Origin of the sequence: Geobacter sp. FeAm09, from assembly GCF_008330225.1 — a bacterium.
GTDB lineage: Bacteria > Desulfobacterota > Desulfuromonadia > Geobacterales > Pseudopelobacteraceae > Oryzomonas.
The window spans coordinates 1,184,218-1,208,601 of the sequence record NZ_CP042466.1 but is presented as its reverse complement, the minus strand read 5'-3'; the positions used below and the strand labels follow the sequence as shown (position 1 = coordinate 1,208,601).

21 protein-coding genes and 1 pseudogene are annotated in these 24,384 nt (G+C 59.6%); 7 read left to right on the top strand and 15 right to left on the bottom strand.

All coding sequences use genetic code 11. The annotated features are described in order from the left end of the window. Positions 1-140: 140 nt before the first annotated feature. The 6 genes from FO488_RS05595 to FO488_RS05570 form a co-directional block, all read right to left on the bottom strand. Positions 141-872, bottom strand: coding sequence for a molecular chaperone (locus tag FO488_RS05595; protein ID WP_149209645.1), 732 nt, complete (start codon positions 870-872; stop codon positions 141-143). 94 nt (positions 873-966) lie between these two features. Then, positions 967-1,575 carry a 4Fe-4S dicluster domain-containing protein gene (locus FO488_RS05590; protein WP_149209644.1) on the bottom strand — a complete coding sequence of 203 codons (609 nt, stop codon included), beginning with the start codon at positions 1,573-1,575 and terminating at the stop codon, positions 967-969. Between the two features lie 13 nt (positions 1,576-1,588). Next, positions 1,589-1,987, bottom strand: a complete 399-nt coding sequence (locus tag FO488_RS19365; protein ID WP_168205911.1) for a molybdopterin dinucleotide binding domain-containing protein — start codon at positions 1,985-1,987, stop codon at positions 1,589-1,591. Further along, positions 1,984-4,647, bottom strand: coding sequence for a molybdopterin-dependent oxidoreductase (locus FO488_RS05580; RefSeq protein ID WP_149212094.1), 2,664 nt, complete (start codon positions 4,645-4,647; stop codon positions 1,984-1,986). The genes FO488_RS19365 and FO488_RS05580 overlap by 4 nt, the downstream gene beginning before the upstream one ends. 56 nt (positions 4,648-4,703) lie before the next feature. Beyond that, positions 4,704-5,174, bottom strand: a complete 471-nt coding sequence (locus tag FO488_RS05575; protein ID WP_149209642.1) for a hypothetical protein — start codon at positions 5,172-5,174, stop codon at positions 4,704-4,706. A 14-nt stretch (positions 5,175-5,188) separates the two neighbouring features. Continuing rightward, complete coding sequence (locus FO488_RS05570) at positions 5,189-6,571, bottom strand: hypothetical protein (protein ID WP_149209641.1); 1,383 nt, start codon at positions 6,569-6,571, stop codon at positions 5,189-5,191. 365 nt (positions 6,572-6,936) lie between these two features. Here FO488_RS05570 and FO488_RS05565 point away from each other — a divergent pair, with 365 nt between their 5' ends. The 6 genes from FO488_RS05565 to FO488_RS05540 all read left to right on the top strand — a co-directional run bounded on the left by FO488_RS05565 (position 6,937) and on the right by FO488_RS05540 (position 13,656). Continuing rightward, positions 6,937-8,496: a sigma 54-interacting transcriptional regulator gene (locus FO488_RS05565; protein ID WP_149209640.1), complete on the top strand. Its 1,560-nt coding sequence runs from the start codon at positions 6,937-6,939 to the stop codon at positions 8,494-8,496. 677 nt (positions 8,497-9,173) lie between these two features. After that, positions 9,174-10,304, top strand: a complete 1,131-nt coding sequence (locus FO488_RS05560) for an ABC transporter substrate-binding protein (RefSeq protein ID WP_149209639.1) — start codon at positions 9,174-9,176, stop codon at positions 10,302-10,304. Continuing rightward, positions 10,304-11,188 (top strand): branched-chain amino acid ABC transporter permease, encoded by an 885-nt coding sequence (locus tag FO488_RS05555; RefSeq protein ID WP_149209638.1) that lies wholly within the window; start codon positions 10,304-10,306, stop codon positions 11,186-11,188. Before FO488_RS05560 ends, FO488_RS05555 begins: the two co-directional genes overlap by 1 nt. Before the next feature lie 2 nt (positions 11,189-11,190). Then, a complete protein-coding gene (locus FO488_RS05550) occupies positions 11,191-12,186 on the top strand; it encodes a branched-chain amino acid ABC transporter permease (protein ID WP_149209637.1) in 996 nt (331 codons plus the stop codon). Continuing rightward, positions 12,179-12,946 carry an ABC transporter ATP-binding protein gene (locus tag FO488_RS05545; RefSeq protein WP_149209636.1) on the top strand — a complete coding sequence of 256 codons (768 nt, stop codon included), beginning with the start codon at positions 12,179-12,181 and terminating at the stop codon, positions 12,944-12,946. Before FO488_RS05550 ends, FO488_RS05545 begins: the two co-directional genes overlap by 8 nt. Further along, positions 12,943-13,656, top strand: a complete 714-nt coding sequence (locus FO488_RS05540) for an ABC transporter ATP-binding protein (RefSeq protein WP_149209635.1) — start codon at positions 12,943-12,945, stop codon at positions 13,654-13,656. The genes FO488_RS05545 and FO488_RS05540 overlap by 4 nt, the downstream gene beginning before the upstream one ends. 151 nt (positions 13,657-13,807) lie before the next feature. On the opposite strand, the gene FO488_RS05535 is transcribed toward FO488_RS05540, so the two are convergent. Continuing rightward, a complete protein-coding gene (locus FO488_RS05535) occupies positions 13,808-14,215 on the bottom strand; it encodes a hypothetical protein (RefSeq protein ID WP_240732188.1) in 408 nt (135 codons plus the stop codon). Between the two features lie 599 nt (positions 14,216-14,814). On the opposite strand from FO488_RS05535, the gene lexA reads away from it, so the two are divergent. Next, positions 14,815-15,441 carry a transcriptional repressor LexA gene (gene lexA / locus FO488_RS05530; RefSeq protein WP_149209634.1) on the top strand — a complete coding sequence of 209 codons (627 nt, stop codon included), beginning with the start codon at positions 14,815-14,817 and terminating at the stop codon, positions 15,439-15,441. A gap of 385 nt (positions 15,442-15,826) precedes the next feature. Here lexA and FO488_RS05525 read toward each other — a convergent pair whose 3' ends face one another. The 8 genes and pseudogenes from FO488_RS05525 to FO488_RS05490 form a co-directional block, all read right to left on the bottom strand. Continuing rightward, entirely contained in the window at positions 15,827-16,156 is a 330-nt protein-coding gene (locus FO488_RS05525) for a hypothetical protein (RefSeq protein ID WP_149209633.1), read from the bottom strand. Between the two features lie 127 nt (positions 16,157-16,283). Continuing rightward, a pseudogene (locus FO488_RS05520) lies at positions 16,284-17,216 on the bottom strand (sigma-54 interaction domain-containing protein); the annotation flags it as partial. A 219-nt stretch (positions 17,217-17,435) separates the two neighbouring features. After that, positions 17,436-17,960: a hypothetical protein gene (locus tag FO488_RS05515; RefSeq protein ID WP_149209631.1), complete on the bottom strand. Its 525-nt coding sequence runs from the start codon at positions 17,958-17,960 to the stop codon at positions 17,436-17,438. Between the two features lie 143 nt (positions 17,961-18,103). Next, positions 18,104-19,318, bottom strand: a complete 1,215-nt coding sequence (locus FO488_RS05510; RefSeq protein WP_168205910.1) for a cytochrome c3 family protein — start codon at positions 19,316-19,318, stop codon at positions 18,104-18,106. Next, entirely contained in the window at positions 19,308-20,042 is a 735-nt protein-coding gene (locus tag FO488_RS05505; RefSeq protein WP_149209630.1) for a cytochrome b/b6 domain-containing protein, read from the bottom strand. Before FO488_RS05505 ends, FO488_RS05510 begins: the two co-directional genes overlap by 11 nt. Before the next feature lie 3 nt (positions 20,043-20,045). Beyond that, positions 20,046-21,098 (bottom strand): cytochrome C, encoded by a 1,053-nt coding sequence (locus FO488_RS05500; RefSeq protein ID WP_149209629.1) that lies wholly within the window; start codon positions 21,096-21,098, stop codon positions 20,046-20,048. After that, complete coding sequence (locus tag FO488_RS20395; protein ID WP_304598770.1) at positions 21,098-21,412, bottom strand: hypothetical protein; 315 nt, start codon at positions 21,410-21,412, stop codon at positions 21,098-21,100. The genes FO488_RS05500 and FO488_RS20395 overlap by 1 nt, the downstream gene beginning before the upstream one ends. A gap of 182 nt (positions 21,413-21,594) precedes the next feature. Then, positions 21,595-24,369 carry a class I SAM-dependent methyltransferase gene (locus tag FO488_RS05490; RefSeq protein ID WP_168205909.1) on the bottom strand — a complete coding sequence of 925 codons (2,775 nt, stop codon included), beginning with the start codon at positions 24,367-24,369 and terminating at the stop codon, positions 21,595-21,597. Between the last annotated feature and the right edge of the window lie 15 nt (positions 24,370-24,384).

The following is a 24,384-nucleotide window of genomic DNA, read 5'->3' as shown; positions in this document are numbered from 1 at the left end:
CCAGCGTAGCTCTGGAGATATCCGTAACCATAGGGTGTCTGGCTCCTTGGGTAATGGCACTCATCAAATCCGGCACGGTATGATCCGAGGCCTGACGCCACGTTGTGACCGCCGGTTGACCGTTCGTGCCGCACGCGCGATTACGCCGCAATCAATTCCGAGATATTTTCCCGGTCAATTTTGACCAGCACTTTCGGAATCATGGCAATCGCTTGATAGATGCTTCCATCTTGTGCCTTATTCTTAAGATTACGACCGAATACGCCTATCCAGTTAAGTACATGTCCATCAAGAAACTCGACCTGAGCGTTCAATAATTTCATAATATTTTGATCGTCCTTATCTGATAGCGTCTTCTCAATCAATGATTCCATAAATAAGCATTGCACATCAAAACAATCGTCGTATTTTGTTGAGCCATCTTTCATTTTAAAACCGAATTTTTGATAAAATCTCCTGCACTTTTCCCATTGTTCACGTTTCACCAGCCTGTCATTGGAAAGGGTAGCCGATGCGGTATCCGGAACCTTGTATTTTCCCAAGGCAAAAAATGCCGTATGCTCCCTCGCGAGATCAAGATTGAACGCTTCGTCATTCTTTCTATCTTTATTGACAGTAAGCCACGATCCCAGTTTTTCAGATGAAGAGGCGAGCTCATCCCGATCCTCTGGAATATCTATAACGCGTAGGTAGTTGCAGACAATTTCATGTAAAAGTGCCATGCGGTCATATGTGATGAATTCGCCGAATAGCATCGAAAGCGTCGAGTAAATGGCAATACGTCCTCTCATGAATCCTTCAAAGTTCAATTGTTCCTGGTACATGTCTCCCCCATTCTGGCTGGCCGCATCAATCTGGCTATTATGAGCCATTAAAAGGCTGCGGCCCGATCATCCATCAGGCAGGGGCGGCACCCTTGGCCACCCCTGCCTGAATTCGCGCACCCGAGCAGTGTCCGAGAACCGGCTACTTGCGCTTAAACAAAATAGAGGGCAGCGTATCTTTTTCCAGGGCCGTGCCGGCGGCATTGTGGCTGGTATTCGGCAAGCCGACTGCACTGGTCGTGGCACTCGGGTATGTGGCCTTGAGGTTGTCGATGGTATCGAAGTCCAGGGCTCTTGTAGGACAGCTGGCAACGCATGCGGGCTTTTTATTGGCTGCAGTCCTGTCCCAGCAGGCGGTACACTTCTGCATCGGGTGGTCAATCCGCCATGACGACTGCTTGGCAGGTTCCTGGGTGTCGTCGGCAAACTGGGGCGCTCCAAAAGGGCATGCAGCCTGGCAAGCCTTGCAACCGATGCAGCCATCGCGATTGACAATGACGACGCCATCCTCTTCCCGCTTATAAATGGTACCCATGGGGCACACCGCGATGCACGCCGGGTTTGCACAGTGATTGCAGCTCATGGGCAGTTGATAGATAACGAGGTTCGGGTAGCCGCCGACCTCCGTTTCTATGCGTTTCCGCCAGAATGCCGGGCCCGGCTTGATGCCGTTCCACCCCTTGCAGGCCACCAAACACGTGTCGCACGCAGCACACCTTGTCTGATCCAGGTAAAATCCTTTTTGTTCCATGGTATCTTTCCCCCTATGCTTTCACAATTTTTACGCGGTCATCGCTGCACATTGCCATGCTGAAACAGATACGCGATGGCCTGCCGGAGGTGAGGCCGTTCGATGCCCCGCCGATATCAACCCCAAATGCGTTGAGCTTGAAATACGCGCCGTCCCCGATGCCTACATTGTTGGGAGCTATTCTGTTGGTAAACTTCACGGAACCGTAGGTTGAGCCGGTCGCGCTGGAGACTATCACCCGGTCCCCTTCCACAAGGTTGAGCCCGCTGGCGTGGGCGGGGTTGATATAGACCGGTTCATAGACGCCATCGTCCCACACACCGTCGGCAACGCTCCTGGCGGGGTTGAGGTAGGCCCTGTTGCCGTTTGCATCCCGCTTGTACAGTTCATCCAGAAGGCCGACGTTGTTCAAGGTCGAGTGTGCCCGATACAGATAATGGTTGACCTGTTTCCTGAAGGTATACCCGGCTGCCGACCTGCCGAGCAGGTCAGGATGGGACCCATCGGCATGGAGCCCTTCCACGGGGGGATATACATCGGGATAGGATAGACGAACCTGCGATTGGCCGCACTTGCCGCCGTGGAGGCGGTGTATATGCGGCCGCCGTTGTACAGGCTTGCCGTGCCGTCGGCATCCGTCGTTCTGGTGTCGATGTTGTTCATCTTCGATGCTTCATAGTCTTCGGTCATGGCTTGGCAATACGCCTCTATTTTGCCCGAAAGGGTGTTCAGCGGGTTGGCTGCGGGGTCCTGATAATACTTTTGCTTGGCAATCACCTTAACTTTGCTTGCCCGCTGGTCCCACATGTTGACACCGCCTACTTTCTGAATCGCATCCCAATCCTGGTCGATCTGGCCTGCCGCATAGCCCTGGTTCCAGTTGTATTTGGACCATTCGTAATCAGAGTTGACCACGGTGCCCGTCCCGTCGCCCACCGTTTTATAGGTGCCTTCCAGCCCCAGTTTTGCGGCAATCAGCCGGGCAATTTCGAATTCATTTTTCGCTTCGCCCGGCGGGTCGGTAATCTTGGGCATGACGACCGCTTCAGCGGTCAGCCAGCCGCAGGTCTCGCCCCATTTTTCACCTGGTCCCGCACAGGGAAGAACGTAATCGGACAGTGCGGAGCTCGCGGTGAAAAACATGTCGCCGGTCAACACCAATTCAATGTCGTACGTTCCGTTGGAACCTTTTGTTGTCAAAAGGTCGGTAATATCCTTCAGATTGGGTGAGTGACTCATGAAGTTGCCACCAAAGCAGATGAGCCCCTTAACAGGTTTTGTTGAATTGATGCTTCTGGAGTAGTTCCATTTTGATTTGCCGGTTTTCCCCGCGTTCCTGACATAGTCGGGCCATACGGTAATGGCGATGCCGTTCATGGTGGCGGCGACACCGGTCGGGCTGTATCTCGCCGTATTGCCGGCATACGGGCCCAACTCGCCCCCCTGCAGGGTCAATTTCGAAAAATCGTACGTATCGCCGGAGATGCTGGCACCATTCGCGGCCCCGCCGTTCAGCGCGACCTTGTCCGACATGGTGCCGGGGTATTTATACTCGACCTCGAAGGGGAAACCGTAACTCCGGCCTGCCTGGCCGAAATTTTTCGTCACCGCGGCCAGGATCGGCCCCAGATTCACCGGCTGTTCCCCCTCGGTATGCCGCTGTATGGACCCGCCGACCCATGTGGTCACCTTTTTGGTGGCGTACATGGTTGCCAGCGCCTGAATCTTGGCCACGCGAACCCCCGTTATCGCAGACGCCCACTCGGGAGTCTTGGGCGTCTGGCCGTACATGGGAGCGACCTTGTTGTATAACGCGTCGGAGTCATTCACGTTATAGCCGATGGTTTTCGGGTAGACCGAGGTCGCCTGGTTGATCTTCGTGCCTGCCGGCATGCCGGTATACGCCGCAGCGGCGGCAGACATGGCCGCTTTCGTCAGCCGGTCGTCCGTGCCGAGGATATACGCCGACAGGGAGGCGCCGGCCGGCACCTGATATGCCGTCGGGTTTGCGGCAATATCGGCGTAATAGTGTTTCGGGGAGGTGTCGTCGAAGAAGCCGTGCACGTATTTCCTGATAAACGCCTCATCGAGCATGGGGTTCGCCATCAGGTTGCCGTTCTCGTCCCAGGTATTGACGATCATGTAGTACAGCATGCTCAACATGAGGGCGGCATCGGTGCCGGCGGTTATGCCCACATAATCGTCGGCCATTGCCTCGGCGGTTCTCGTATAACGCGGGTCGATGACGGTGACGTTGACCCCCTTTTCCCGGGCGTTGGTAACGAACCAGGCGGTTTGCGCCCCGGCCCTCGTCTCTGCCGGGTTGTAGCCCCAGAGCACCAGGTTGTCGGAATTCACCACATCGGACCGGTAGTTGGCGGACCTGAGGGCCACGCATGTCGCCGTCGGACGGTTGACGAGACCGTCGTGATCGACAAAGAAGTAGGAATAGGTATGTTGCCCGTAGCTGAAGTCCAGGACCCACGGCACGGTGCCGGAGTCCGCTCCGAACAGCCGGGTGAGCCGGGCAATGTTGTTGCTCTGGTCCGACCGGTCCGAAGGGGCGAGAAGATTGAAAATCGACGTCCCGCCATAGGTGGCGTAGATATTCTTCATCTTCGCGGCAATCTCGGTGACCGCCTGATCCCATGAGATCTCGACGAACCCCGTGATGTCGCCGCGCTGCTTTGTCTGTTTCAGCGGCTTGGTCAGCCGGTCGTTACGGTACCACCAATCCGCCTTCGAACGGCACCGGGCACAGGAGCGTATCTGCGATTTACCCGCGAAGACGTCGCCATCGTCCCGGTCCTCGTCGGTCACGATCCGTTTGACGATGCCGTTTTCCACATAGAACTTGCTGACGCACCCTCCACCGCAGTTATGGGGTGCGGCGCCCAAGACGTAGCTGCCGGTTATCTCCGGCGGCACCAGGTTCTGGTCGGTTCCCTCATACGCTTTCCCGCCGCTACCGCCGCAGCCGGGTATGGTTGCGGCGGCTGCGGTGGCGGACATGGCCTTCAAAACACTCCGTCGTGAAACCTTCTTTTGGGTAAATATCTCCATTATCTTCATAATAGACCCTCCTGATCCGAGCTGTTATTTAGTCTGTTGACGATGCCGAGACATGGTTAATGGGCATTGGGTGCATGCGCCGTCTTGTGACACACAAAGCAGGTGGTGTCCTTCACGGGGTAGTGACAGCTGCCGCAGTGGGTCTGCAACGTGCTGCCCAAGCCGCCCCAGCCGCGACGGTGACTTGAGGGGCGCGTGCTCTGGTGGCACTCGATGCAGCTGTCTTCCGTGTGGCAGGCGGTGCAGGCCGAACGGTCCCATCGCGCTTCCAGGCCGTGCCCGGTCTTGGCCCATGATGGCGTATGGTTGCGCGGCGCCACCTCCTTGTGGCACTGGATGCACGACACCCTGTCCGTATGGCATTCCAGACACTCCTCAATGTGCGCCTTGCTCGCCGGGCCGTGACGATGGAGCCACGAAATGTCGTGGCTGGACGGTTTGTTCGATGCTGCGGCACAGACAACAACCGGCGCTGTCGCGAGAAGCATGGCAAGAACCGCCGATACTGCCGTTACGTTCGTTTTCATTTGTCCTCCTCTCGCTAGAATATTAGGTTCGCCCAAATCTCGGATTTGTAGTTCGTGTTGAGGCTGTTGCTGATGTCGTTGTAAAAGCTGCCGTGCTCCAGGCTCAGGTCGGCCATGAAGCTTATGTGTCTGGTCGGTTGGTACTGGGCGCCCACATAGTACGACCGCGCCCAGGACATGCGGCGCTCCCCGCTCAGGTTCGGGTTGATGTCATAGTCGTAACGGTTGTAGGAAGTGCCGCCCCAGACGTCCACTTTCGGGGTAATTTTCTGGTTGACCTGCGCCCCGTATTGGACACTGGCGTTCTTGGCGGTGGTGGCCGTGGCTTTCACGCCCCAGTAGTCGGCGCTGAGGGAGATGTAGGTATTGTCGGAGGGCAGGCCGATTATGTCGAACTTGCCGCCCACCCGTGCATAGCTGCGGTTGTCCAGGTTCTGGCTTCCCGAAACGATTCGCTGCGCATAGGTTGCGCCGACGGCAAAGTACTTCAGGAAGGCTTGGTAGACGCCGGCCTCGTATTTGTTGTAGCGGCTCTCGTCAAGCAGGGTGTTCGTCAACGGATTGACCACATAGTTGTTGAGGTTGCCGACATCTTTCAACAGACCTTCGTATTTGGCGGTGAGGATCGTGTTGGTGGCGGCGATCTCATAGGCGACATCGGCATTCACCGTGCCGGCATCGTCCAGCATGGTGTAGGCAAGGGCGATGGTGCCGTTGGGGATGCCCTGGTCGATCCGCAGCTTGGTGTAGTCGTTGTTGTCGCCCTTGACGTGCAGACGGACATATTCGGCTCCCAGGCTGGTATGCCGGGCCGCCTTCACCGTGACCCCGCCGCCCACCAGGGTGTCGCCCCCCGTGTGATAGTAAAAGCTGACCGGCTTGCCGCCGTACACATAGGCGGATACGGCATCGCCCAGCTTCACGGTGGCGTCGCCCCCGTCGAGCAGGAACGCATTCTGGTGGGCCAGGTTGACCCGTCCCAGATTGAGGGTCGTGTTTTTGATGACGCCGTCCAGGGTCGCAGTGCCGAGGTACAATCGCGGCGCCCAGTCGTCATGGCGCAATTGCGCGTCCAGGGCGTCACGGAAGAAGTAGTAATTATCGCTTTTACGGTAATCGCCATCCAGATCCTGGGCAAAACGTGCATAGGTGGAGAGGCGGACCGTGCCCTGGCCGAGCTTCATTGCATCCGTGCGGATGCGGAGGTACTGGTAAAAGTCCTGGTCGCTTGCGTAGTCGTTGACGCGAAGCCGGTAGCGGGAGGTCAGAGTGGCATACACCTTTGTCCCCCCCAGACCAACCCCGGCATAGCTCTCCTGCAGTTGCCCCGGCGATACCTGCTGGCTCACGCTTTCAGGGGTGACGTACCCCCCGCTCTCGAATGCCCGCGATTCCACTGCCCCACCGAAAAGCAGCAAACCGCACAGCAACCACATAACCAACGCATACCTCGCCAATACATTGCGCACTGTTACCTCCTTTGCACTTTCTGATTGTTATCGGGGATCACCCGATCCATGCATCGCGCGCAGCGGGCCAACGAAAATGACAAACCGTCACTTTCTGCTGCATCAAGGACTACAAAAATGGCTGACAATAGCCACAATTGTGCCAACAAATTTTTCGTTTTATTTCATAGCGTTAGCGTTTATCAAAGTGATAATTACGGGATGCCGTTGTTTACAATTGTGGCATGCCGTAGATTGTGCAATATTGTGAAATACAGTATTTGGATCTTTGCCGGGCGAGGACGGGGGAAGCGATGGGGCTGGTAAAAAAGGATGATTTTTTCAGAGAGGTTACGATCAGAATCTTCAGCAGCCTGGATACCAAGACAGCACTGGCCTGCGTATTCGAGTACATGAGCAGATATTTTCCGCTGGACGCCCTTACCTATGCCATCCCCGATGCCAACCAGAAAGCGCTCAGAAGGATCGGCCGCGTAGGGAATGAGCATTCCGACATGATCGACGACTTCATACCCGTTTCAAAGCAACTCATGGATATGATGCAGGCATTCATACGGCAAAACAGAAAGACATTCATCGCCAGCCTGGCAGTCCCGGAAGAGCATATGCTCCTGGCTGACCCTCTTTTCAAACTACGAAACAATTCCGATATTTCCTTGCCGTTGTTCAATGGAGAAAAGCCGTTGGGCTGGCTGCACCTGCGGGTTGCCGGCAAAAACAAGTACAATTCATCCCATGTGGAACTACTCGAAACCGTCCGCCAGCCGTTCTCCATTGCCCTCTACAATGCCCTCAGCCATGAAATAGTCCTTAACAATCGGGACAAACTCATGGATAACAACCAATTTCTCAGCAACGAACTGTTTCAGAGCTCATTGGACAAGATTGTCGGCACCAGTTCCGGCCTGAAAAACGTATTGGAGATGGTGCAGCAGGTCGCACCACTGAAGAATCCGGTTCTGATCCTCGGCGAAACCGGGACCGGCAAGGAGATGATTGCCAATGCGATCCACTTCTCTTCCAAGGTGAAAAACGGGCCGTTTATCAAGATAAATTGTGGCGCAATACCGGAAAACCTCATCGACAGCGAATTGTTTGGCCATGAAAAAGGGGCGTTCACAGGAGCGATTACGGAAAAGAAAGGCCGCTTCGAACGCGCTTCCGGCGGCACCATTTTTCTGGATGAAATAGGCGAACTTCCGCCGCAGGCACAGGTGCGACTGCTACGCGTACTGCAATATCATGAGATTGAGCGGGTCGGGGGCACCCATCCGATCAAGGTCGACATTCGGGTCATTGCCGCCACGCATCGCAACCTGGAACAAATGGTATCCGAGAACCAATTCCGGGAGGACCTTTGGTTCAGACTCAACGTCTTTCCCATAATCATTCCCCCGCTGCGCCACCGCAAGGAGGACATTCCGGACCTTGCCAGGTATTTCGTCGAAAAGAAATCCGCAAGTTTGAACATCAAGCAACCGCCACCCATCGCTCCTGGGGCCATCAAGCGTTTACTGGACTATGATTGGCAGGGCAATATCCGGGAACTGGAAAACCTGGTGGAACGGGAACTGATAAAATACCGGGGAGGAGCTTTGATGTTTGACTCGTTGCCGCTTAATAGAGAAATCGAGTCCGTCGTTACGAGTCATGCCATTGACGGAATCACCAGCACATTGACCATTGACGAAGTAGTCTCGTTACACATCGCCAAAACATTGAACATGACGAAGGGCAAAATCCATGGTCCGGGCGGAGCGGCGGAGATATTGGGCATCAACCCGAATACCCTGAGGACGCGGATGGACAAACTCGGGATTGAGTTTGGCCGGAAAAAAAGGCACTGGATATAGGGAGCAACGACATGCAGGGACCGCTGACAGAAAACCACCCCGGCGAATGTCGGCTTGCATGCGAGCACGTTGTTTGATCGAAGACTTTGACAATGCTTTGACCAAAAGCTTAGTATTTATGCATTCTGCTGAACGTTTGCAAGCGAAAATCAGTCAGCAAACCTTCCATCTTGAGGATTGCCAACTGGTTCAGAGCCTTCGCCCGTCTGGAGATGGGACCGTACCCGTCTACGAGTTTGGCCTGCCTTGTGCCGAACTTTCCACTGCGAAGTTCAGAAAAATGCCGTTTCCGGACGGACACCACCTAAGTCCCTCATTCTCACATAACCAGAGGACGACCGGCCCTCGGCGGCACGTTTAGGCAAGTTAAACCTTTATTTACGACCGGGCATGTGGTATTGAAAAACCCTGTCCGCAAAGGGGCGACCGTGTAGAAGGACAATACTTCATGCCGCTCCACGCTGCTAGTTCAAGGGGTTTCGGGCCTACATTGTTCCACCCCTGAGAGACCGCGTTCATGAATGAGCGTTGCGGACCCGCTGTTGAGAGGAGCTTCCAACGCTTCAGGTGGCTTTCCATCACCAAGTACTTGTATACTCCTCCACTTACAACCTTGCAAACATGCGATGTTTGCCTCTGGCAAAGAACAATGAAGGACACTACAAGGAGGGGCTAAGATGAAAAAATCGGTATGGTTGCTATCGGCACTGTCTGTTCTCGTCTGTCTTACCGGCTGTCAGGACAAAGGGGTGAAGATCGGGGTCTCGGCCCCCATCTCCGGCGATATCGCCGCCCTGGGGCAGTCCACCAAGAACGCGGTTCTTCTAGCCCAGGAGGAGATCAACGCCAAGGGGGGCATCACCATCGGCGGCACCAAGCAGAAGGTAACTTTCATCATCGAGGATGACGAGAACAAACCGGAAGCGGCTGCCACCGTCTTCCAGAAGCTGATCAACCAGGACAAGGTTGCGGCGATCATCGGTTCCCAGTCCAGCAAATGCTCCAACGCCGGCGCCCCCATCGCCGAGGCCGCCGGGATCCCCCAGATATCCCCTTGGTCTACCAACCCCAACGTGACCAAGGACAAGCGCTTCGTGTTCCGCGCCTGCTTCATCGACCCCTTCCAGGGCAAGGCGGTGGCGGGCTTCGCCCGCGGCAAGATGAAAGCGGGCACCGCGGCCGTGCTCTACGACGTGGCCAGCGATTACAACAAGGGGATCGCCGAGGTGTTCCGGAACGAGTTCACCAAGGCCGGTGGCAAGATCGTCGGTTTCGAAACCTACAACACCAACGACAAGGATTTCTCGGCCCAGCTGAGCAAGATCAAGGGGGCCGCCCCGGACGTCCTCTTCCTCCCCAACTACTTCAACGACGTGCCGCTCCAGGTCCAGCAGGCCCGCAAACTCGGCATGACCTGCAAGTTCATCGGAAGCGACGGCTGGGATAACCAGGAACTGATCAAGATGGGCGGCAAGGACATGGAGGGGACCTACTTCTCCAACCACTACTCGCCGGATGTGGACCGCCCGGCCTCCAAAAAGTTCATCGCCAGCTACGCCAAGAAATACAACACCCAAGTCGATGCCGCTGCTGCCCTTACCTACGACTCGGTCTACCTCCTCGTCAATGCCATGGAGAAGGCGGGGAAACTCGATTCGAAGGCGATCAGGGACGCCCTCGCCGGCACCAAGAACTTCGACGGCGTGACCGGCGTCATCACCTACAACGGCTCCGGCGACCCGATCAAGGGTGCCGTGATGATCCGTGTCGAAAACGGCAAGTTCGTCTTTGACTCCGCGGTGAATTAGTGCTCGCTACCGCAATTCAGCAACTGCTCAATGCCGCGCAACTGGGGGCGGTCTATGCCTTGATCGCCCTCGGCTACACCATGGTTTACGGGACCATCCGGCTGATCAACTTCGCCCACGGCGACATCTTCATGCTCGGCGGATTCATCGGCTTTCTCCTGGTGGCCATCATCCCGGGGCTCCCGGTGGCGGCCATGATCCCCTTGGCCATGCTCCTGACCGCCATGATCGGGGTCCTGATCGAACGGGTCGCCTACCGCAAGCTGCGCAACGCCCAGCGGATGTCGCTCGTCATCACGGCCCTTGGGGTGGGGATCTTCCTTGAGAACCTGGTGCGGATACTGGTGGGGCCCCAGGCACGCCAAATCCCGGCGCAGCTCCCCAACAAGGTGTTGAGGCTCGCCAACGGCGTGGTGATCACCGAAGACAAGCTTCTGGTCATTCTGATCTCCCTCTCCCTCATGGTAATCCTCTGGATCTTCGTCAACAAGACCCTGCTCGGCACGGCCATGCGGGCCGTGGCCGACAACAGGGATGCGGTCCAGCTCATGGGGGTCAACCTCAATCTCATCATCGCCACCACCTTTGCCGTCGGCTCGGCCCTGGCCGCAGCCGGCGGCATTTTCTTCGGGCAGGCCTACTCCATCGACCCGTACATGGGGATCGACCTGGGGTGGAAGGCGTTCATCGCCGCGGTCATCGGCGGGATTGGCTCCATCGAGGGAGCGGTCATCGGCTCCTTTCTGCTTGCGGGCGTCGAGGTACTCACCGTCGCCTACCTTTCCTCCAACTTGAAAAACGGCATCGCCTTTGGCCTGCTGATCATCCTCCTTCTGATTCGGCCCAACGGGATCATGGGTAGGGCCGCGCTGAAAAAGGTATAAACATGGCAGAACACCAAGGGAAAACGCCGCTCAACTTCCGAAATGTCGCCATCGCCACGTTCATTGTCGCGGCTTTGGTGCAGTTTCTGGGCAGTGTCGGCCTCTTCAACAACTATTACCTGCACATTCTCACCGTGATCGGGATCAACATCATCCTGGTGGCGAGCCTCAACCTGGTCAACGGCTATCTGGGCGAGTTTGCCCTGGGACATGCCGGTTTCATGGCGGTGGGCGCCTACGTCGCCGCGCTGATCGCCCTGAAGCTGCATCTGCCCGTCCTGTTGCGCATCCCGGTTTCCTTGGCGGGCGGAGCCCTCGCGGCGGGAGTCATCGGCTATCTGGTAGGGCGGGTCACCTTTAAGACCGTGGGGGATTACTTGGCCATCATCACCCTCGGCTTCAACATGATCATCGTGAATGCCATCCAGAACATCGACTACCTGGGAGGACCCCGTGGTCTAACCGCGATTCCCAAGGGAACCGACTTGGCGACGGTGGCCCTATGCACGGTGCTCAGCTATTGGATCCTGCGCAACCTGGTAGATTCGGTCTACGGCCGGATGTGGCTGTGCATCCGGGAGAACGCCATCGCCGGCGAGCTGATCGGGATCGACGTGAACCGGGTCAAGAACTTAGCCTTCACCGTCGCCGCCACCTTCGCCGGTCTGGCCGGGGGGCTCTACGCCGGGTACCAGCAGTTCATCACGCCGAAGAGCTTCGATTACCTGAAGACCACGGACATCCTGGTCATGCTCTACCTGGGAGGCATGGGAAGCCTTTCCGGCTCCATCCTGGGGGTCGTGGCTTACACCCTCCTCATGGAGCTGCTACGCAACATCCTCGGCCTCATCGCGCCGCAGTTGGCGGACCTGCGCATGCTCTTAAGCCCCTTGATCTTGGTGTTCATCATGCTGACCCGCCAGTACGGCCTCATGGGAAACCGCGAGTGGCGCTGGCTCATGCCGGATCGGAAACAGACGGGAGGGGAAGGTGCTTAAGATCGAGAACCTCTCCAAGTCTTTCGGCGGTCTGAGGGCGGTCGACGGCTTCTCCCTCGATCTGGGAGCGGGTGATATCCAGGGAATCATCGGTCCCAACGGTGCGGGAAAAACCACCGTCTTCAACCTGATCACCGGCATCTATCGCCCCGACACCGGCCGGGTCGTGCTCGCGGGCGACGAGGTTTCGGGGATCCCCTCCGACGAGATCTCCCGCCGCGGCATCGCCCGCACCTTTCAAAACATACGTCTTTTCGGCAAGATGAGCGTCTGGGACAACATCGTTACCGCGTTCCACCAGCGCATGGGCTACGGGTTATGGGATGCGGTATTCCACCTCCCCCGCTTCAAGAGCCGGGAGCAGCAGGTCGCACGGGAGAGCTTGGCGTTTCTCGAGCGTTTTGGGCTTGCGGAGCGCCGCAACGAGCTGGCCGAGAACCTCCCCTATGGCGAGCAGCGGCGGCTGGAGATCGCCCGGGCCCTGGCGACCGATCCGCGAGTGCTACTTTTAGACGAACCGGCGGCCGGCATGAACCCCACCGAGGTGGATGGGCTGATCGGGCTCATCCGGGACATCCACCGGGATTTCGACCTCTCCATCCTCCTGATAGAGCACCATATGCCGGTGGTTCTGAAATTGTGTCAATATGTCCAGGTGATGGATTTCGGGAGGACCATAGCAGGTGGAAACCCCCATGAGGTAACCGGCGACCCGGTGGTGATCAAGGCCTACCTGGGCGACGAGGAGGACAGCCTGTGAGTCTGTTGGAGATCAAGGGTATCGGCGTCTCCTACGGCGCCATAAAGGCGTTGGAGGAGATAGACCTGCATATAGATGAGGGGGAAATCGTTTCCCTTTTAGGCGCCAACGGCGCCGGTAAAACCACCGCGCTGCGGGCGATATCCCGCCTGCTCCCCATTGACCGGGGGGATATCCTCTTTCAAGGGAAGAGTATCACCCAGGTGCCGGTGCATGACGTCGTGTCGCAGGGTATCGCGCACGTACCCGAAGGGAGGGGCATCTTCCCGAGCCTTACCGTGCTGGAAAACCTGAACCTGGGTAGCTGGACCTGCAAGAGGAAGAGTGCCCTTCCCAATCTGCGCCGGGAGGTGTTCCGGATTTTCCCCCGGTTGGAGGAGCGGAAGTCGCAATTGGCCGGCACGCTGAGTGGAGGCGAGCAGCAGATGCTTGCCCTTGGGCGGGCCATGATGACCGACTGCCGGGTCATGCTGTTGGACGAGCCGTCCATGGGTCTTTCGCCGCTTTTGGTGAAGGAGGTCTTCCAGGTGATCAGGGAGATCAACACCCGGGGGACCACGATCCTGCTGGTGGAGCAAAATGCCAACATGGCCCTGAAAATAGCCCATCGCGGCTACGTCTTGGAAAACGGTCGCATTGTTCTCGGCGGATCCTCGCAGGAGCTCGCCCACGACCCGCGGGTGAAGGAAGCGTACCTGGGGCACCAGTAAGTAACGGTGTCAATCGAGTTTTGAATACCTGTACTCTGTCTTCGGGTGGTTTTGCCTTAATGGGACCATCTGGAACCAGAAGAAATACCGGAAAAAGTTTTCCGGCCTTGGTGATAGTTACCGTCCCTTATCGGGTGGCGGACAAATATGTTCAGCGTTTAATTGCCTGGAGGCGGGCACGGGGCGAGGTGCGCCGGTCGGCGGGGACAAGCGGGGAAAAGGGAGGCGGGTCTGCCGCTTTTTTCCTCAGGGGGGGGGCGTTGGTTGGGCAGTCGCAGGCCCCGCAGGTGCAGATCCGTTCCCCGCACTCGCGGCAGCCGGGGTTGCGCGGGTCGCGCCCGTCGATGGTGGCGCCGCATGCCGGACAGGGATAGCGGTAAAAGGCGAAACCGCAGTTGCGGCAGACCAGCATGCGGCCGTCGCCCGGATGGGGGCTGATGTGGATGGAGCCGCAAATGAGGCAGACGGAGGCCATCTCTGGACTGTTCCTGATGCCGTCTCGTTGTTTGCGGTAGTGGTTGAACAGCTTTGCCGCCGTCTCCCTGTCCAGTGGTTCCATGGTGTCCTCCCGGTGTTTGCCGGTAGGCCATGCAATTTTGCCGCCGGGTGAAAGCCCCAGTAAGCCCCTCCCCGGGTCGCCCAAGCTGACAACTCTCAAAATCAATCTATCATGACCAGCATGGCACGCAAACCGCGCATACATCTCCCCGGTGAAGTCTACCATATTCATCCCGGCGTTTATCGTATGTCCATGCAAACACACACCGTTGCAATATTCCCATTACCATATACGTGACTAAATGTGATCGGCCCTGCCGCGGCGGGATAACATGTCCCTGCGCCAACACAAACCCCTCTCCCGATAGTGCCGCCAAACACATCTTCCATCCCAAAGCCCACTCTTGCGAACGTCGTGCCCGGAAGGCCATGAGCTCTCCGGGGAACCTCCGTCCTGATTAGCAAAGAAGAACACACATATGTGCAGTCCGGTGAAAGGAGCGCAGTCAGCGGCCCCTTTCGTTTTCACGTGTCCTGTGCCTTGACAGCCAGCACTTCACCGGAATCGGTTGTCGCGCACTTCCATTCTTTTATCGCAGCACTCGCGAACCGGTATTTCTATTCTTGACAGTACCGGCCGAATTCGCTATACGTAGTCATATGACTACGTATGCGGCACAATCACCGAAAGAACTGACGCAACGCCAACGCCAGGTGTTCCAGTTCATCGTGTCCTATTCCGACAGCAAAGGCTTCCCGCCCAGCCAGCGGGATATCGCCAGGCACCTGAACGTGTCCGGCACACTGCCCGTCATGAGGCACCTGGATGCGTTGGAGCGCAAAGGTTATATCAAACGGGAAAACGTGAACCGGGGGATCACCCTGACGGCGCCCCATGGCAGAAACGTGTCCCTGCCTATCGTTGGCACCGTTCGGGCAGGACAACTCTCCACGGCTATCGAGGATATACAGGGATACTTTTCAGTCGATCAGGTGGCGGTCAGGGGAGAGGGCTGTTTCTTTTTGCGGGTCAGCGGCGAGTCGATGATTACCGCCGGCATCTTTGACGGCGACCTTGTCCTGGTACGCCCGCAAAAGGATGCCGGCAACCGGGAGATCGTGGTCGCCATGGTCGATGGCGACGCGACTGTCAAGCGGTTCTTTCGGGAGTCCGGCCACATCCGGCTGCAACCGGAAAACCCGGACATGGAGCCGATCATCGTTCGCCCGGAGGATGGCGAAGTTACCATCGTCGGCAAGGTGATTGGCGTCTTTCGGCAACTGTAGGCGAAAAATCCAGGAGGGATATCATGGAACCCATTACGTTGTGCGGAATCGTGATCGTGGCATTTGGCTTGTGGATCGAATGTGAGGCACCGGTAAAAAGGTTTGCCCGTTCCCTGTGCCGCAGCCCCCTGCTGAAGGGAATACTTGCCACGGCAACGTCCGAGCGAAAGCCCGTCTTCGTAAACCGGTATGTTCCCTACTCCCCTCAGTAGGTTTGCAGTTTCTGTGCATCCGGCCAGCGGACACAATCCAAGCCGCCACCATGCTCCCTTCAAGGCCTGCCCCCGCTCCCCCAAAAAGACAACGAGGACCTGGGTCTGATCGCCCAGGTCCTCGTTCGTTATGCCACCCGGAAAACGGGGAAGGAATACCCCTGCCCTGCCGGTCAGCTTGAAAAAGCCGGCGGGTCAGCGCAGGCGCCGTTGCTTTCGTACGCCTCTTTCGCGGCTATGAGGAGGTCAAGGGCGCGGCACGCCGGCGAAAACGTCAGATGCCTGTCGATGAGATAGGAAAAGGTCCTATAGTAGTAGCTCTCCAGGCCGAAGAGATTCACCAGCAGGTTCTGGACGTCCGTAGCCCATTGATAGGCCGATTGCGGATCGATGAGAAAATCACCGATGGCTGGTGTACCGGGGCTCCGCCTGGTTGCAAGCACCTCATCGCCCGTTGCGATAAGTTCGACAATCCTTTTTCGCGCCTCTTCATGCATCTCCATGAACCCTCCCCCAGCATAACGCTGGCCCGGAATCCCGAAATCGGTGTTTCCTCCACGTGAAGCCCCGCCCTGGCGAAGCCATGCTCCCCTGCCCTGCCCGGCGCCCAGGCCGGCAGCCCCCTTGCGCCTATGCCTGCCTGGTATCGACAAGCAGCTTGTGCTTCCTGATCTTGCGATAAAGGGTGGCTATGCCGATATTCAATTTCTTTGCCGCCACGGACTTGTTGCCGGCAACGGCGTGCAGGACCCCCAGGATATAGTCGCGCTCGATCTCGTCCAGGGGACGGATATCGCCCGTTATCGCGGGCGGCTTCAGGAACATGGCGCGCAACTCTCCCGGCAGGTCGCTGTAGTCGATCCGGCTTTCCTGACACATGGTGACCGCGTACTCCACGGCGTTCTGCAACTCCCGTACGTTTCCCGGCCAATCGTAGCGCACCATCAGGTCCGCGGCATCCTGGGTGAAACCGGTTATGGGGTTTTCCCGGTCACCCACCATCTTTTTGAGAAAAAAACGCGCCAGGGGCAGGATATCCTCCTGGCGTTCCCGCAGGGGCGGGATCTGCAACTCCACCACCCGCAAACGGTAGTACAGATCCTGCCGGAACCGCCCTGCGGCGATCTCCCCCGCCAGGTTGCGGTTCGTGGCGGCCACGATCCGCACATCCACGGTGCGGGAATTGTTCTCTCCCACCCGCCGGACCTCCCGCTCCTGAAGAGCGCGCAACAGCTTGACCTGCATGGCGGACGACACTTCGCCGATCTCGTCCAGAAACAGGGTCCCGCCGGCTGCGGCCTCGAACAACCCCGGACGGTCCTTGCCCGCACCGGTGAAGGAGCCCTTGGCGTGGCCGAAGAGTTCGCTCTCCAGCAGCGACTCCGTGAGCGCGCCGCAGTTGACGGCCACAAACGGCTGGTCCGCCCGGGCGGATTGGTCATGGACGAAGTGGGCCATGAGTTCCTTGCCGACGCCGCTCTCGCCGGTGATGAGCACCGAAGAGTCCGCCTTGGCCACGCGCCAGGCGATACCGATGGCGTTCTGCATCACCCCGCTATAGGCGAGGGTGGATGAACCCGCATACTGAAGATGGTTTTTGTTGATCCTTGTCCATTGTTCGACACGGTTATACATAGTGCCCCGCAGATGACGCTTGCCCCCTTTGAAAGCGGACCGGTCCGCCGGTGCCCCTTTCCGTTGTTCGGCAAGGTAAAGGGGGGCTTCCGCAAAAGCCCCCGGCAAACGGCAGCCGACACCATGCCCATTGGGCGCCGTTCATGCCTAAGATACCAGGAACGCTTCGAAAGCCCGGTCATGCTCCTGTATGTGTTCCAGCCAGAGCAGGCGGATATGGGCCAGATCGTCGGGCTGGCCCCCGTGACCTTTGATAAAGCGGTAGTGCACCTCGGCGGTTTTGGTGCAGAGGAACTGGTGATGGATGCTGTGCTGGGCCTGCTCGGGAAAGCCCACCATCCACATATACGCTTCCTCGTCGCAGGTCTGCTTTACCGTGGTAAGCCACAGCCGTTCGAAATCCGCCCCAAGGTCCGCGTTCGGCTGCCGGGCCCGCTGCTCGCACATGGCATCCAGCAGCATGATGATGTTCCGGTAACGGCTGTCGCAGGCCAGCCGGTCCGAGGCCGGCAGCGGCACGCCATTGAGCCCCTCTTCCGGCGGCCCGCCCGAGTTGTTGTGTCGTCTTTCCCTGCCCGTTTCGCCGGTGCCGGCGCCGAATGGTGCACGAGCGCCGGACGTATCCCCGCATGCCGTGTGGGGACCAGCTTGACGATGGTTGAGAACCTCCATATAACCTCTTTTCGGCGTAGCGATGCGGCGGCCCGGCTACGGGCACACCAGTGCGATCGGCTGTTCCGGCCGTTTCACCCCCCGCCTGGCCGGGACGAAACGGCCGGAACAGCCATCTGCCGTCCGCGGGCAACCGCGGACGGTTACATCTTATGGCAGGCGTCGCATTTGTCTTTTACGCTGAAGGCACTCTTGGCGTCATGGCAGGCGCCGCACGACCGGCCGGCCTCCATCTCCTTCATGCCAACCCGGCGGGTGCTCCTGGCGGGTGCGTACAGCGCCGGGTGGCAGTCGCCGCAGGTATACATCTCCAGGTGTTTTTTGTGGCTGAAAGCGACGTTGCCGGCATCCTTGACCTCGAAGGCGGCCTCCTTGACGGGATGGCAGGAGGTACACCCCTTCAGGGAGAAGGCATCGGTACCGTTATGGCAGGCGCCGCAGGACGCGCCCTTCTCCATCCGTGCCATGGTGACGGGGGTATGCCGCCCCTTGACCGGATAGAGCCGGGTATGACACTCGCCGCACGAATAGTTGGCGATATGCCGGGTATGACTGAACCGGGTGGTGCCGGTCTGCTTCACCGCAAAGGCGATCTCCTTCACCGGATGGCAGCGGGTGCAGGCGGCGATGCCGAAGGCCCGCTTGCCGTTATGGCACCCCCCGCATGATTTCCCCAGTTTCATCTCTGCCATGGTGCTCCGCTTGTTGTGGCCCGCCGAGAACAGGGCCGGGTGGCACGCGGTGCAGGCCGGGTTGGCGGCCAGATGTTTGCGGTGGCTGAACCGGGTGGTACCGGTCTGCTTCACTGCAAAGGCAACCTCCTTCACCGGGTGGCAGCGGGTGCAGGCGCTGATGCCGAAGGCCCGCTTGCCGTTATGACAGGCCCCGCACGACCTCCCCTGCCTCATCTCCGCCATGGTGCTCCGCTTGTTGTGGCCCGCCGCGAACAGGGCCGGGTGGCACGCGGTGCAATCAGGGTTGGCGGCCAGGTGCTTCTGGTGGCTGAACCGGGTGGTGCCGGTCTCCTTCACCGCAAAGGCGATCTCCTTCACCTGGTGGCAGCGGGCGCACTCCTTCAGGGCAAAGGCGCCTTTGCCGTCATGGCAGGCCCCGCACGATTTCCCCTTCTCCATGTCGGCCATGGTGTAGCTGGCCTTTTTCTTGAACGGGTAGAGGGTGTCGTGACAGGCCTTGCAGTTGTTGGCCGTCTGTTTCTGCTGGATGTGCTTCCTGTGGCTGAAGAGTACCTTGCCGGCATTGTTCGTCGTGAAGGTGACATCCCGGACCTCCACGGCATGGGCCATCACGCTGCAGAGCAGCACGGCAGGGATTATGGCTGCGATACGGTTACCACGCATGGGGTCCTCCTGGAGATGATGGTTCGCCGGCGGCGGCCGGCGTTGTCGGCCCGGCTTCGGCCGCGGCCAGGGTTGCCGGTTCCGTTTCGTCCTCGACCTCCTCTTCCTCCCAGCCGTCCCACATCGGTTTGAAGTGGGCGAAGGGGGTGTGACCCAGGGTCGCCAGGTAGATGTGCACGAAGAGGAAGGCGCAGAAACAGCAGGCGATCAGGAAGTGGGCGCTCACCAGCGTCTTGATCCCGCCGATCACCATGAAGATCTCACGCAGCGGGGTGATGTACATCAGGATCACCCCCGAAAGGATCACCAGCGGCAAAAGCACCAGCATGATCATCAGGTAGGCGGCCTTCTGCATCGGGTTGAACTTGCAGTCCGGGGTGCTGTGGTGCGGGTTGGGCCGCCCCAGGAAATAGTAGAAGAAGTAGAAGAACGCCTGGCGGAAGAGCCCGTGCTTGATGTCCTCCAGGGTCGGGACGTAGAGCTTGAGCAGGGTGCCGGCCACGAACATGTAGTAGACGAGCCAGAGGGCGTAGGAGATGGAGACCACGACGCCGGCGGTGTTGTGGAGCCTGATGGCCGCCTTGTAGGTGCCGAAGATGTTCACGTATTCGGGGAACCTGATCTGCAGGGCGGTGACGCAGAGGGTCACGATGCCGAAGGCGTTCAGCCAGTGCCAGATCCTGACCGGCATGGGGGTGAGGTAGACCTGTTCCGTATGTTTCATGGCTCAGTGCTCCTTCCGGTTTTTTCTGGTGAGGAAGCGCAGGGTACCGTGGCCGACCGGCATCATCATGCCCCCGGCGATGATCAGCGCGCCGACGATGTTGAGGGCGCTGCTTCTGGTGGCCCCGAGCATGTAGAAATCGGGCGTCCCGTACAGGATGTCCAGGATGGCCCCCTTTTCCACCGCCAGACGGGTGATGCCGCCGTTTTTGTCCGGGAAGGCCACGTAGCTGGTCTGCATCGCCTTGGGTCCCGAGGCGTGGCAGAAGGAGCAGTCCCAGCGGTTGCCCAGGATCTGGTAGGTATGGGTGACCGTTTCGGGGGTCATCATCCCCCAGAGTCGCATCCCCTTGCCGCGCGCCTCGCGGTTGAACTCCCGCAGTTCGGCCAGGGAGATGAAGCCGTCGCCGTTTTTGTCCACCAGTCGGCTGAGAGTGCCGCCGATGGGGCGCAACGCCGCGAGTTCTGGGTATTCTGCCGTTTTGAAGTCGCCGGGCGGCACCGGCTGCTTGATTTCAATGAACATGGTGATGACATAGTTCTTTGAGCCGGTATGGCAGGTGATGCAGGGGATGGCATCGATATGCAGGTCCGCCTGGGGGAGCCATTTCGCATGATTTTTGACTGTTTTGCCCATATCGTGGCATTTGGCACATTTGCTGTTGATATATTTGCCGGAAACCGCCAGAGCAGGCCGTGCTTCATGGGGGTTGTGGCAGTCGTTGCAGGTTGCCCTGCCGCCGTGGAGGCTTTTGGCATATTCGGCCTGGACCGGGGCATGGCATTCCCCACAGCCGGCTTTGACAGGGACGGCACCGTCCTGGGGATGCCCGGCCGTCACCGAATCATGGCATGAAGCACACCCGACCAGGGCATGGGCGGTGGAGGAGAACGTGCCCGGCTCCACATAAAGCCGGCCTCCACCTTTGTTCTTCACGATATCCATGCTCCCGTGGCAGGTGAGGCAGCGGTCATTGTCCGAAGGCGCCGCCGCTGCCGGAGCAACGACGGGGAGCACCAGTGCGGCAAGGCACACCATCATGATACGCACGGCCATCAAGCTCTCCTTTTCTTGCCGGCAGCGTCGTCCCGGCCAGCCAGCGGCAGCATGCCTGCCCGCCCCTTGGCGCCGTTGCCGCTACGTCCGCTTACCCCTGTATTCTGGCCGGCCGCTCCGCCGACCCCCATGGCGAACCCCACCAGCAACTGCACCACGGGCATGAGCTGGGCAAAAACTATCAAGGCGCAGAATCCCAGAAAGATCCAGACGCAGATGCCGCTGCCGTCCTCCCTGGCGCCGCCTGCCGCCAGTGAGCCGGAGGCAGAGCCGAGCATGATGATGAGACTGTTCCCTATCGTTGCTGCTTTCATCGCATCCTCCTTAATCCGTTATCGGTATGAACCAGTACGCCGTCTTATGGCGGTTGTGCGCTTCTCCGGGTCAATCGTCGTTGTTCATAGATACCCTCGCTTTCCTCCGTATTTGCAGCGCTGCTGCCAGTTGCCCCCCTCCTGCGGCCCCGGAGTGCCGCCCCCCGGACGCACCATACCTTTCAGCGGTTTTTCTGGACCCAGAACTGGTACAGCCCGGTAAAGACTTCGGGGTGTTCGTGCTCGAACAGATCCCAGAAGTCCAGGCTCGTCCGGGAGTAGTCTTCAGGGAAACGGGACCGGTACTTCCTTACCACCCCGGGCTCAAGGGAAAAGCCGATGAAGGTGAGCCCAAGCTCCATCAGGTTCTCCTTGATCTGCGGGATCGTGTGCCGCGCTTCCTGTACGTGGAACAGGAGGTCGCGGCATTCGCTCGTGGTATAGAAGTCGCCCAGCGACAGAAGGCGCGCCAGGGGGCCGTCCGCTCCCTGCGCCATGATCTCCTGCCGGCAGCGGCGGATGTCCTCCGCCTGAGAACCCTGGTAACCCTGGGCAGCGATATGCCCCCGGGCGGCCACCACGCACTCACGCGCCAGTTCGCTGTACAGCCCGATGCGCATGAAACCGCCGGGGCGCAGCAGCGAAAGCAGGAGCTTCCAGCCGTCAAGGGGGGATTCCAGGCACATCAGGCTCCCCACCGCCTCGATCACGTCGAAGCTCCGCCCGAGATCTCCCAGGTGCATCATGTCCGCCTGGGCGTATTCGATGTTCGTTATGCCCGCTTCCCGGCTCTTCCGCGCCGCATAGGCCAGGCTCGAGAGGCTCAGGTCGATGGCCAGGATCCGCGACCGGGGAAAACGGCGGGCCGTCTGGATCGGGTGCTGCCCCGTGCCGCAGCCGGCAACGAGGATGTACATCTCCCCGTTCTGCTCCTGGTTGTCGAAGGGGGCCAGGGGGAACTCCCGGTGCAGGCAGGCGTCCAGGGAGGACATCTCCGAAGATGCCGGTTCCCGGACCCAGCGCGGATAGGGGTTCTGCTCGTACTGCGCCCGCACCGCCGCGGAGAGGGGTTCTTCTATCGGCGTCAGCCGGGGGATGGCGTCCCGCAGGCGCGCCTCTTCTCCGGGCTCTTCGATCTGCTGCCGGAGCACCTCACGGACCTCGGCAGGCCACTCGCCGCACAAAAGCGTCCCGGCCCGGGGAAGGGTGTGCAGCGGGAAATAGGCGGCAACGGCCATAAGCGCCAGCGGGGCAACCTCCCTTTCCGCCGCCAGCGCCGCCGCCACCTCGTCCCGCAGGCGCCCGGCCCGTTCGTTTTCCTCGGGGGGCAGCGCGAACACGTATTCGGTGATGAAGCAGTGCTGGGCCAGGGCGCTGAAGCAGGCCACAAGGTCCCCCTCCCCGGCTGGCGCCGCTTCGACCGCCGCCAGCATGGCGGAGCGCAGGCAGGCCAGGAGCCGTTCGCACTCCGCCTGCGGGATCGCCGTGGCTTTCAGCAGGCAGAGCAGCAGGGGGTCGCCGGCGAGCGCTGCCCAGGTCTCCGGTTCCACGGCAGCGGCAAAGCGCCCGGGCCACACCTCGAGCGCCCGGGACATGAGGCGTTGCAGCGCCTCGTTCCGCGCCAGCGCCAGGGACAGGCAGGGGCACGCCAGGTCCTTCGGCCGGACCCAGGCTTCGGTGACGGCACGCACGGCCAGGCCGTAGACCAGTTCGAGCTGGCCGGAGCGGTACAGCTCCGGGCCGGCAGCCTTAAGGCAGTCGCAGAACAGCAGACGGCTGGCAGGGCCCTCCTCGATCCTCAGCGCATACAGGGCCGCTTTCATTGCCTGCTCGATCTTGTCCTGGGCGCACAATGCGCTGCCGAGCCGGCATGGCGCTTCCGGGTTGTCCGGCCTGATGGCGAGGGCCTGCTGGTAGCACACGGCGGCCCCGTCGAAGCTCCCGTTGTCCATGAGGGCGTTGCCCAGGCTGGAGAGGGCCTCGGGGAAGTTCGGCCAGATCGCCAGTGCCTGTTCGTAGCTGACAATGGCCTCGCCCAGCCTGCCCTGGCCCTGAAGGGCGTTGCCCAGACTGGAGAGGGCCTCGGGGAACTCTGGCCGGACGGCGATGGCATGTTCGTAGGCGGCAACGGCCTCGCCCAGCCGCCCCAGGCCCACCAGGGCGTTGCCCAGGTTGTACAGCGCCTCCGGGTACTCAGGTTTCATGGCGAGGGCATGTTCGTAACGGACCACGGCTTCTTCGAGTCGTCCCTGGTGGCTGAGGAGCATGCCAAGATTGAAATGGAATTCGGCCACTTCCTCGTTCAGGGAGATTGCCTTGCCGATCATCTCGATGGCCACTTCCAGGTAGCCTCGCTGGTGGGCGATGATGCCGAGCATGTTGAGGCTGTCGGCATGGCCGGCATCCAGGGACAGGGCCTGGCGATAGAGCCTTTCGGCCTCGGCCAGGCGGCCGCGCTGGTGGTGCGCGACGGCCTGTCCGAAAAGCCTGGACGCTTCGCTTTCGGTATGTTTGGCTTTCTTCGCTCCCGCGGGCTCCGGGTGCCGGGAGTTCGTGCCGCGCCGTTGCCGGAGATGCCGCGGCGGCGCGGCGCTGGTCCGGCGCTCGTCGGCGATCCTCGCCATGAGCGCCTCGGCCGCCGCTCCCGAGAGGCCATGCCGCATGCCCAGTTCCAGGGCCAATTCGGCGTCCTGCACCCTGCCGGCGGCCAGCAGCGCCTCGGCATAGGAGAGCCAGTGGTAACGGTACGTCGGGTTGGCTTCCAGGGTGTTTTGCAGAAACAGGAGCGTGCCATCCGGTTCGCCGACCCCGATCGCCATAATGCCGAGGTTGTAGTTGGCCTCCGGGCGGCTGGGCGGTGCCTGCCGGAGGGAACGGCACGCTTCCCCGGCTTCGGACCGGTTGAGCGTGATCGCCTGCTGCAGGGCCTTTTCAATGATGTGGAAGGTGTCGGCCATGGGCGAAGTTGTCCC

Bases quoted from the DNA above. Each gene is read 5' to 3' on its own strand.
- FO488_RS05595 (WP_149209645.1), bottom strand. From the start codon at position 872: ATGGCTCATAATAGCCAGATTGATGCGGCCAGCCAGAATGGGGGAGAC.
- FO488_RS05590 (WP_149209644.1), bottom strand. From the start codon at position 1,575: ATGGAACAAAAAGGATTTTACCTGGATCAGACAAGGTGTGCTGCGTGC.
- FO488_RS05580 (WP_149212094.1), bottom strand. From the start codon at position 4,647: ATGAAGATAATGGAGATATTTACCCAAAAGAAGGTTTCACGACGGAGT.
- FO488_RS05575 (WP_149209642.1), bottom strand. From the start codon at position 5,174: ATGAAAACGAACGTAACGGCAGTATCGGCGGTTCTTGCCATGCTTCTC.
- FO488_RS05565 (WP_149209640.1), top strand. From the start codon at position 6,937: ATGGGGCTGGTAAAAAAGGATGATTTTTTCAGAGAGGTTACGATCAGA.
- FO488_RS05560 (WP_149209639.1), top strand. From the start codon at position 9,174: ATGAAAAAATCGGTATGGTTGCTATCGGCACTGTCTGTTCTCGTCTGT.
- FO488_RS05550 (WP_149209637.1), top strand. From the start codon at position 11,191: ATGGCAGAACACCAAGGGAAAACGCCGCTCAACTTCCGAAATGTCGCC.
- FO488_RS05535 (WP_240732188.1), bottom strand. From the start codon at position 14,215: ATGGAACCACTGGACAGGGAGACGGCGGCAAAGCTGTTCAACCACTAC.
- lexA (WP_149209634.1), top strand. From the start codon at position 14,815: ATGACTACGTATGCGGCACAATCACCGAAAGAACTGACGCAACGCCAA.
- FO488_RS05525 (WP_149209633.1), bottom strand. From the start codon at position 16,156: ATGGAGATGCATGAAGAGGCGCGAAAAAGGATTGTCGAACTTATCGCA.
- FO488_RS05515 (WP_149209631.1), bottom strand. From the start codon at position 17,960: ATGGAGGTTCTCAACCATCGTCAAGCTGGTCCCCACACGGCATGCGGG.
- FO488_RS05510 (WP_168205910.1), bottom strand. From the start codon at position 19,318: ATGCGTGGTAACCGTATCGCAGCCATAATCCCTGCCGTGCTGCTCTGC.
- FO488_RS05505 (WP_149209630.1), bottom strand. From the start codon at position 20,042: ATGAAACATACGGAACAGGTCTACCTCACCCCCATGCCGGTCAGGATC.
- FO488_RS05500 (WP_149209629.1), bottom strand. From the start codon at position 21,098: ATGGCCGTGCGTATCATGATGGTGTGCCTTGCCGCACTGGTGCTCCCC.
- FO488_RS20395 (WP_304598770.1), bottom strand. From the start codon at position 21,412: ATGAAAGCAGCAACGATAGGGAACAGTCTCATCATCATGCTCGGCTCT.
- FO488_RS05490 (WP_168205909.1), bottom strand. From the start codon at position 24,369: ATGGCCGACACCTTCCACATCATTGAAAAGGCCCTGCAGCAGGCGATC.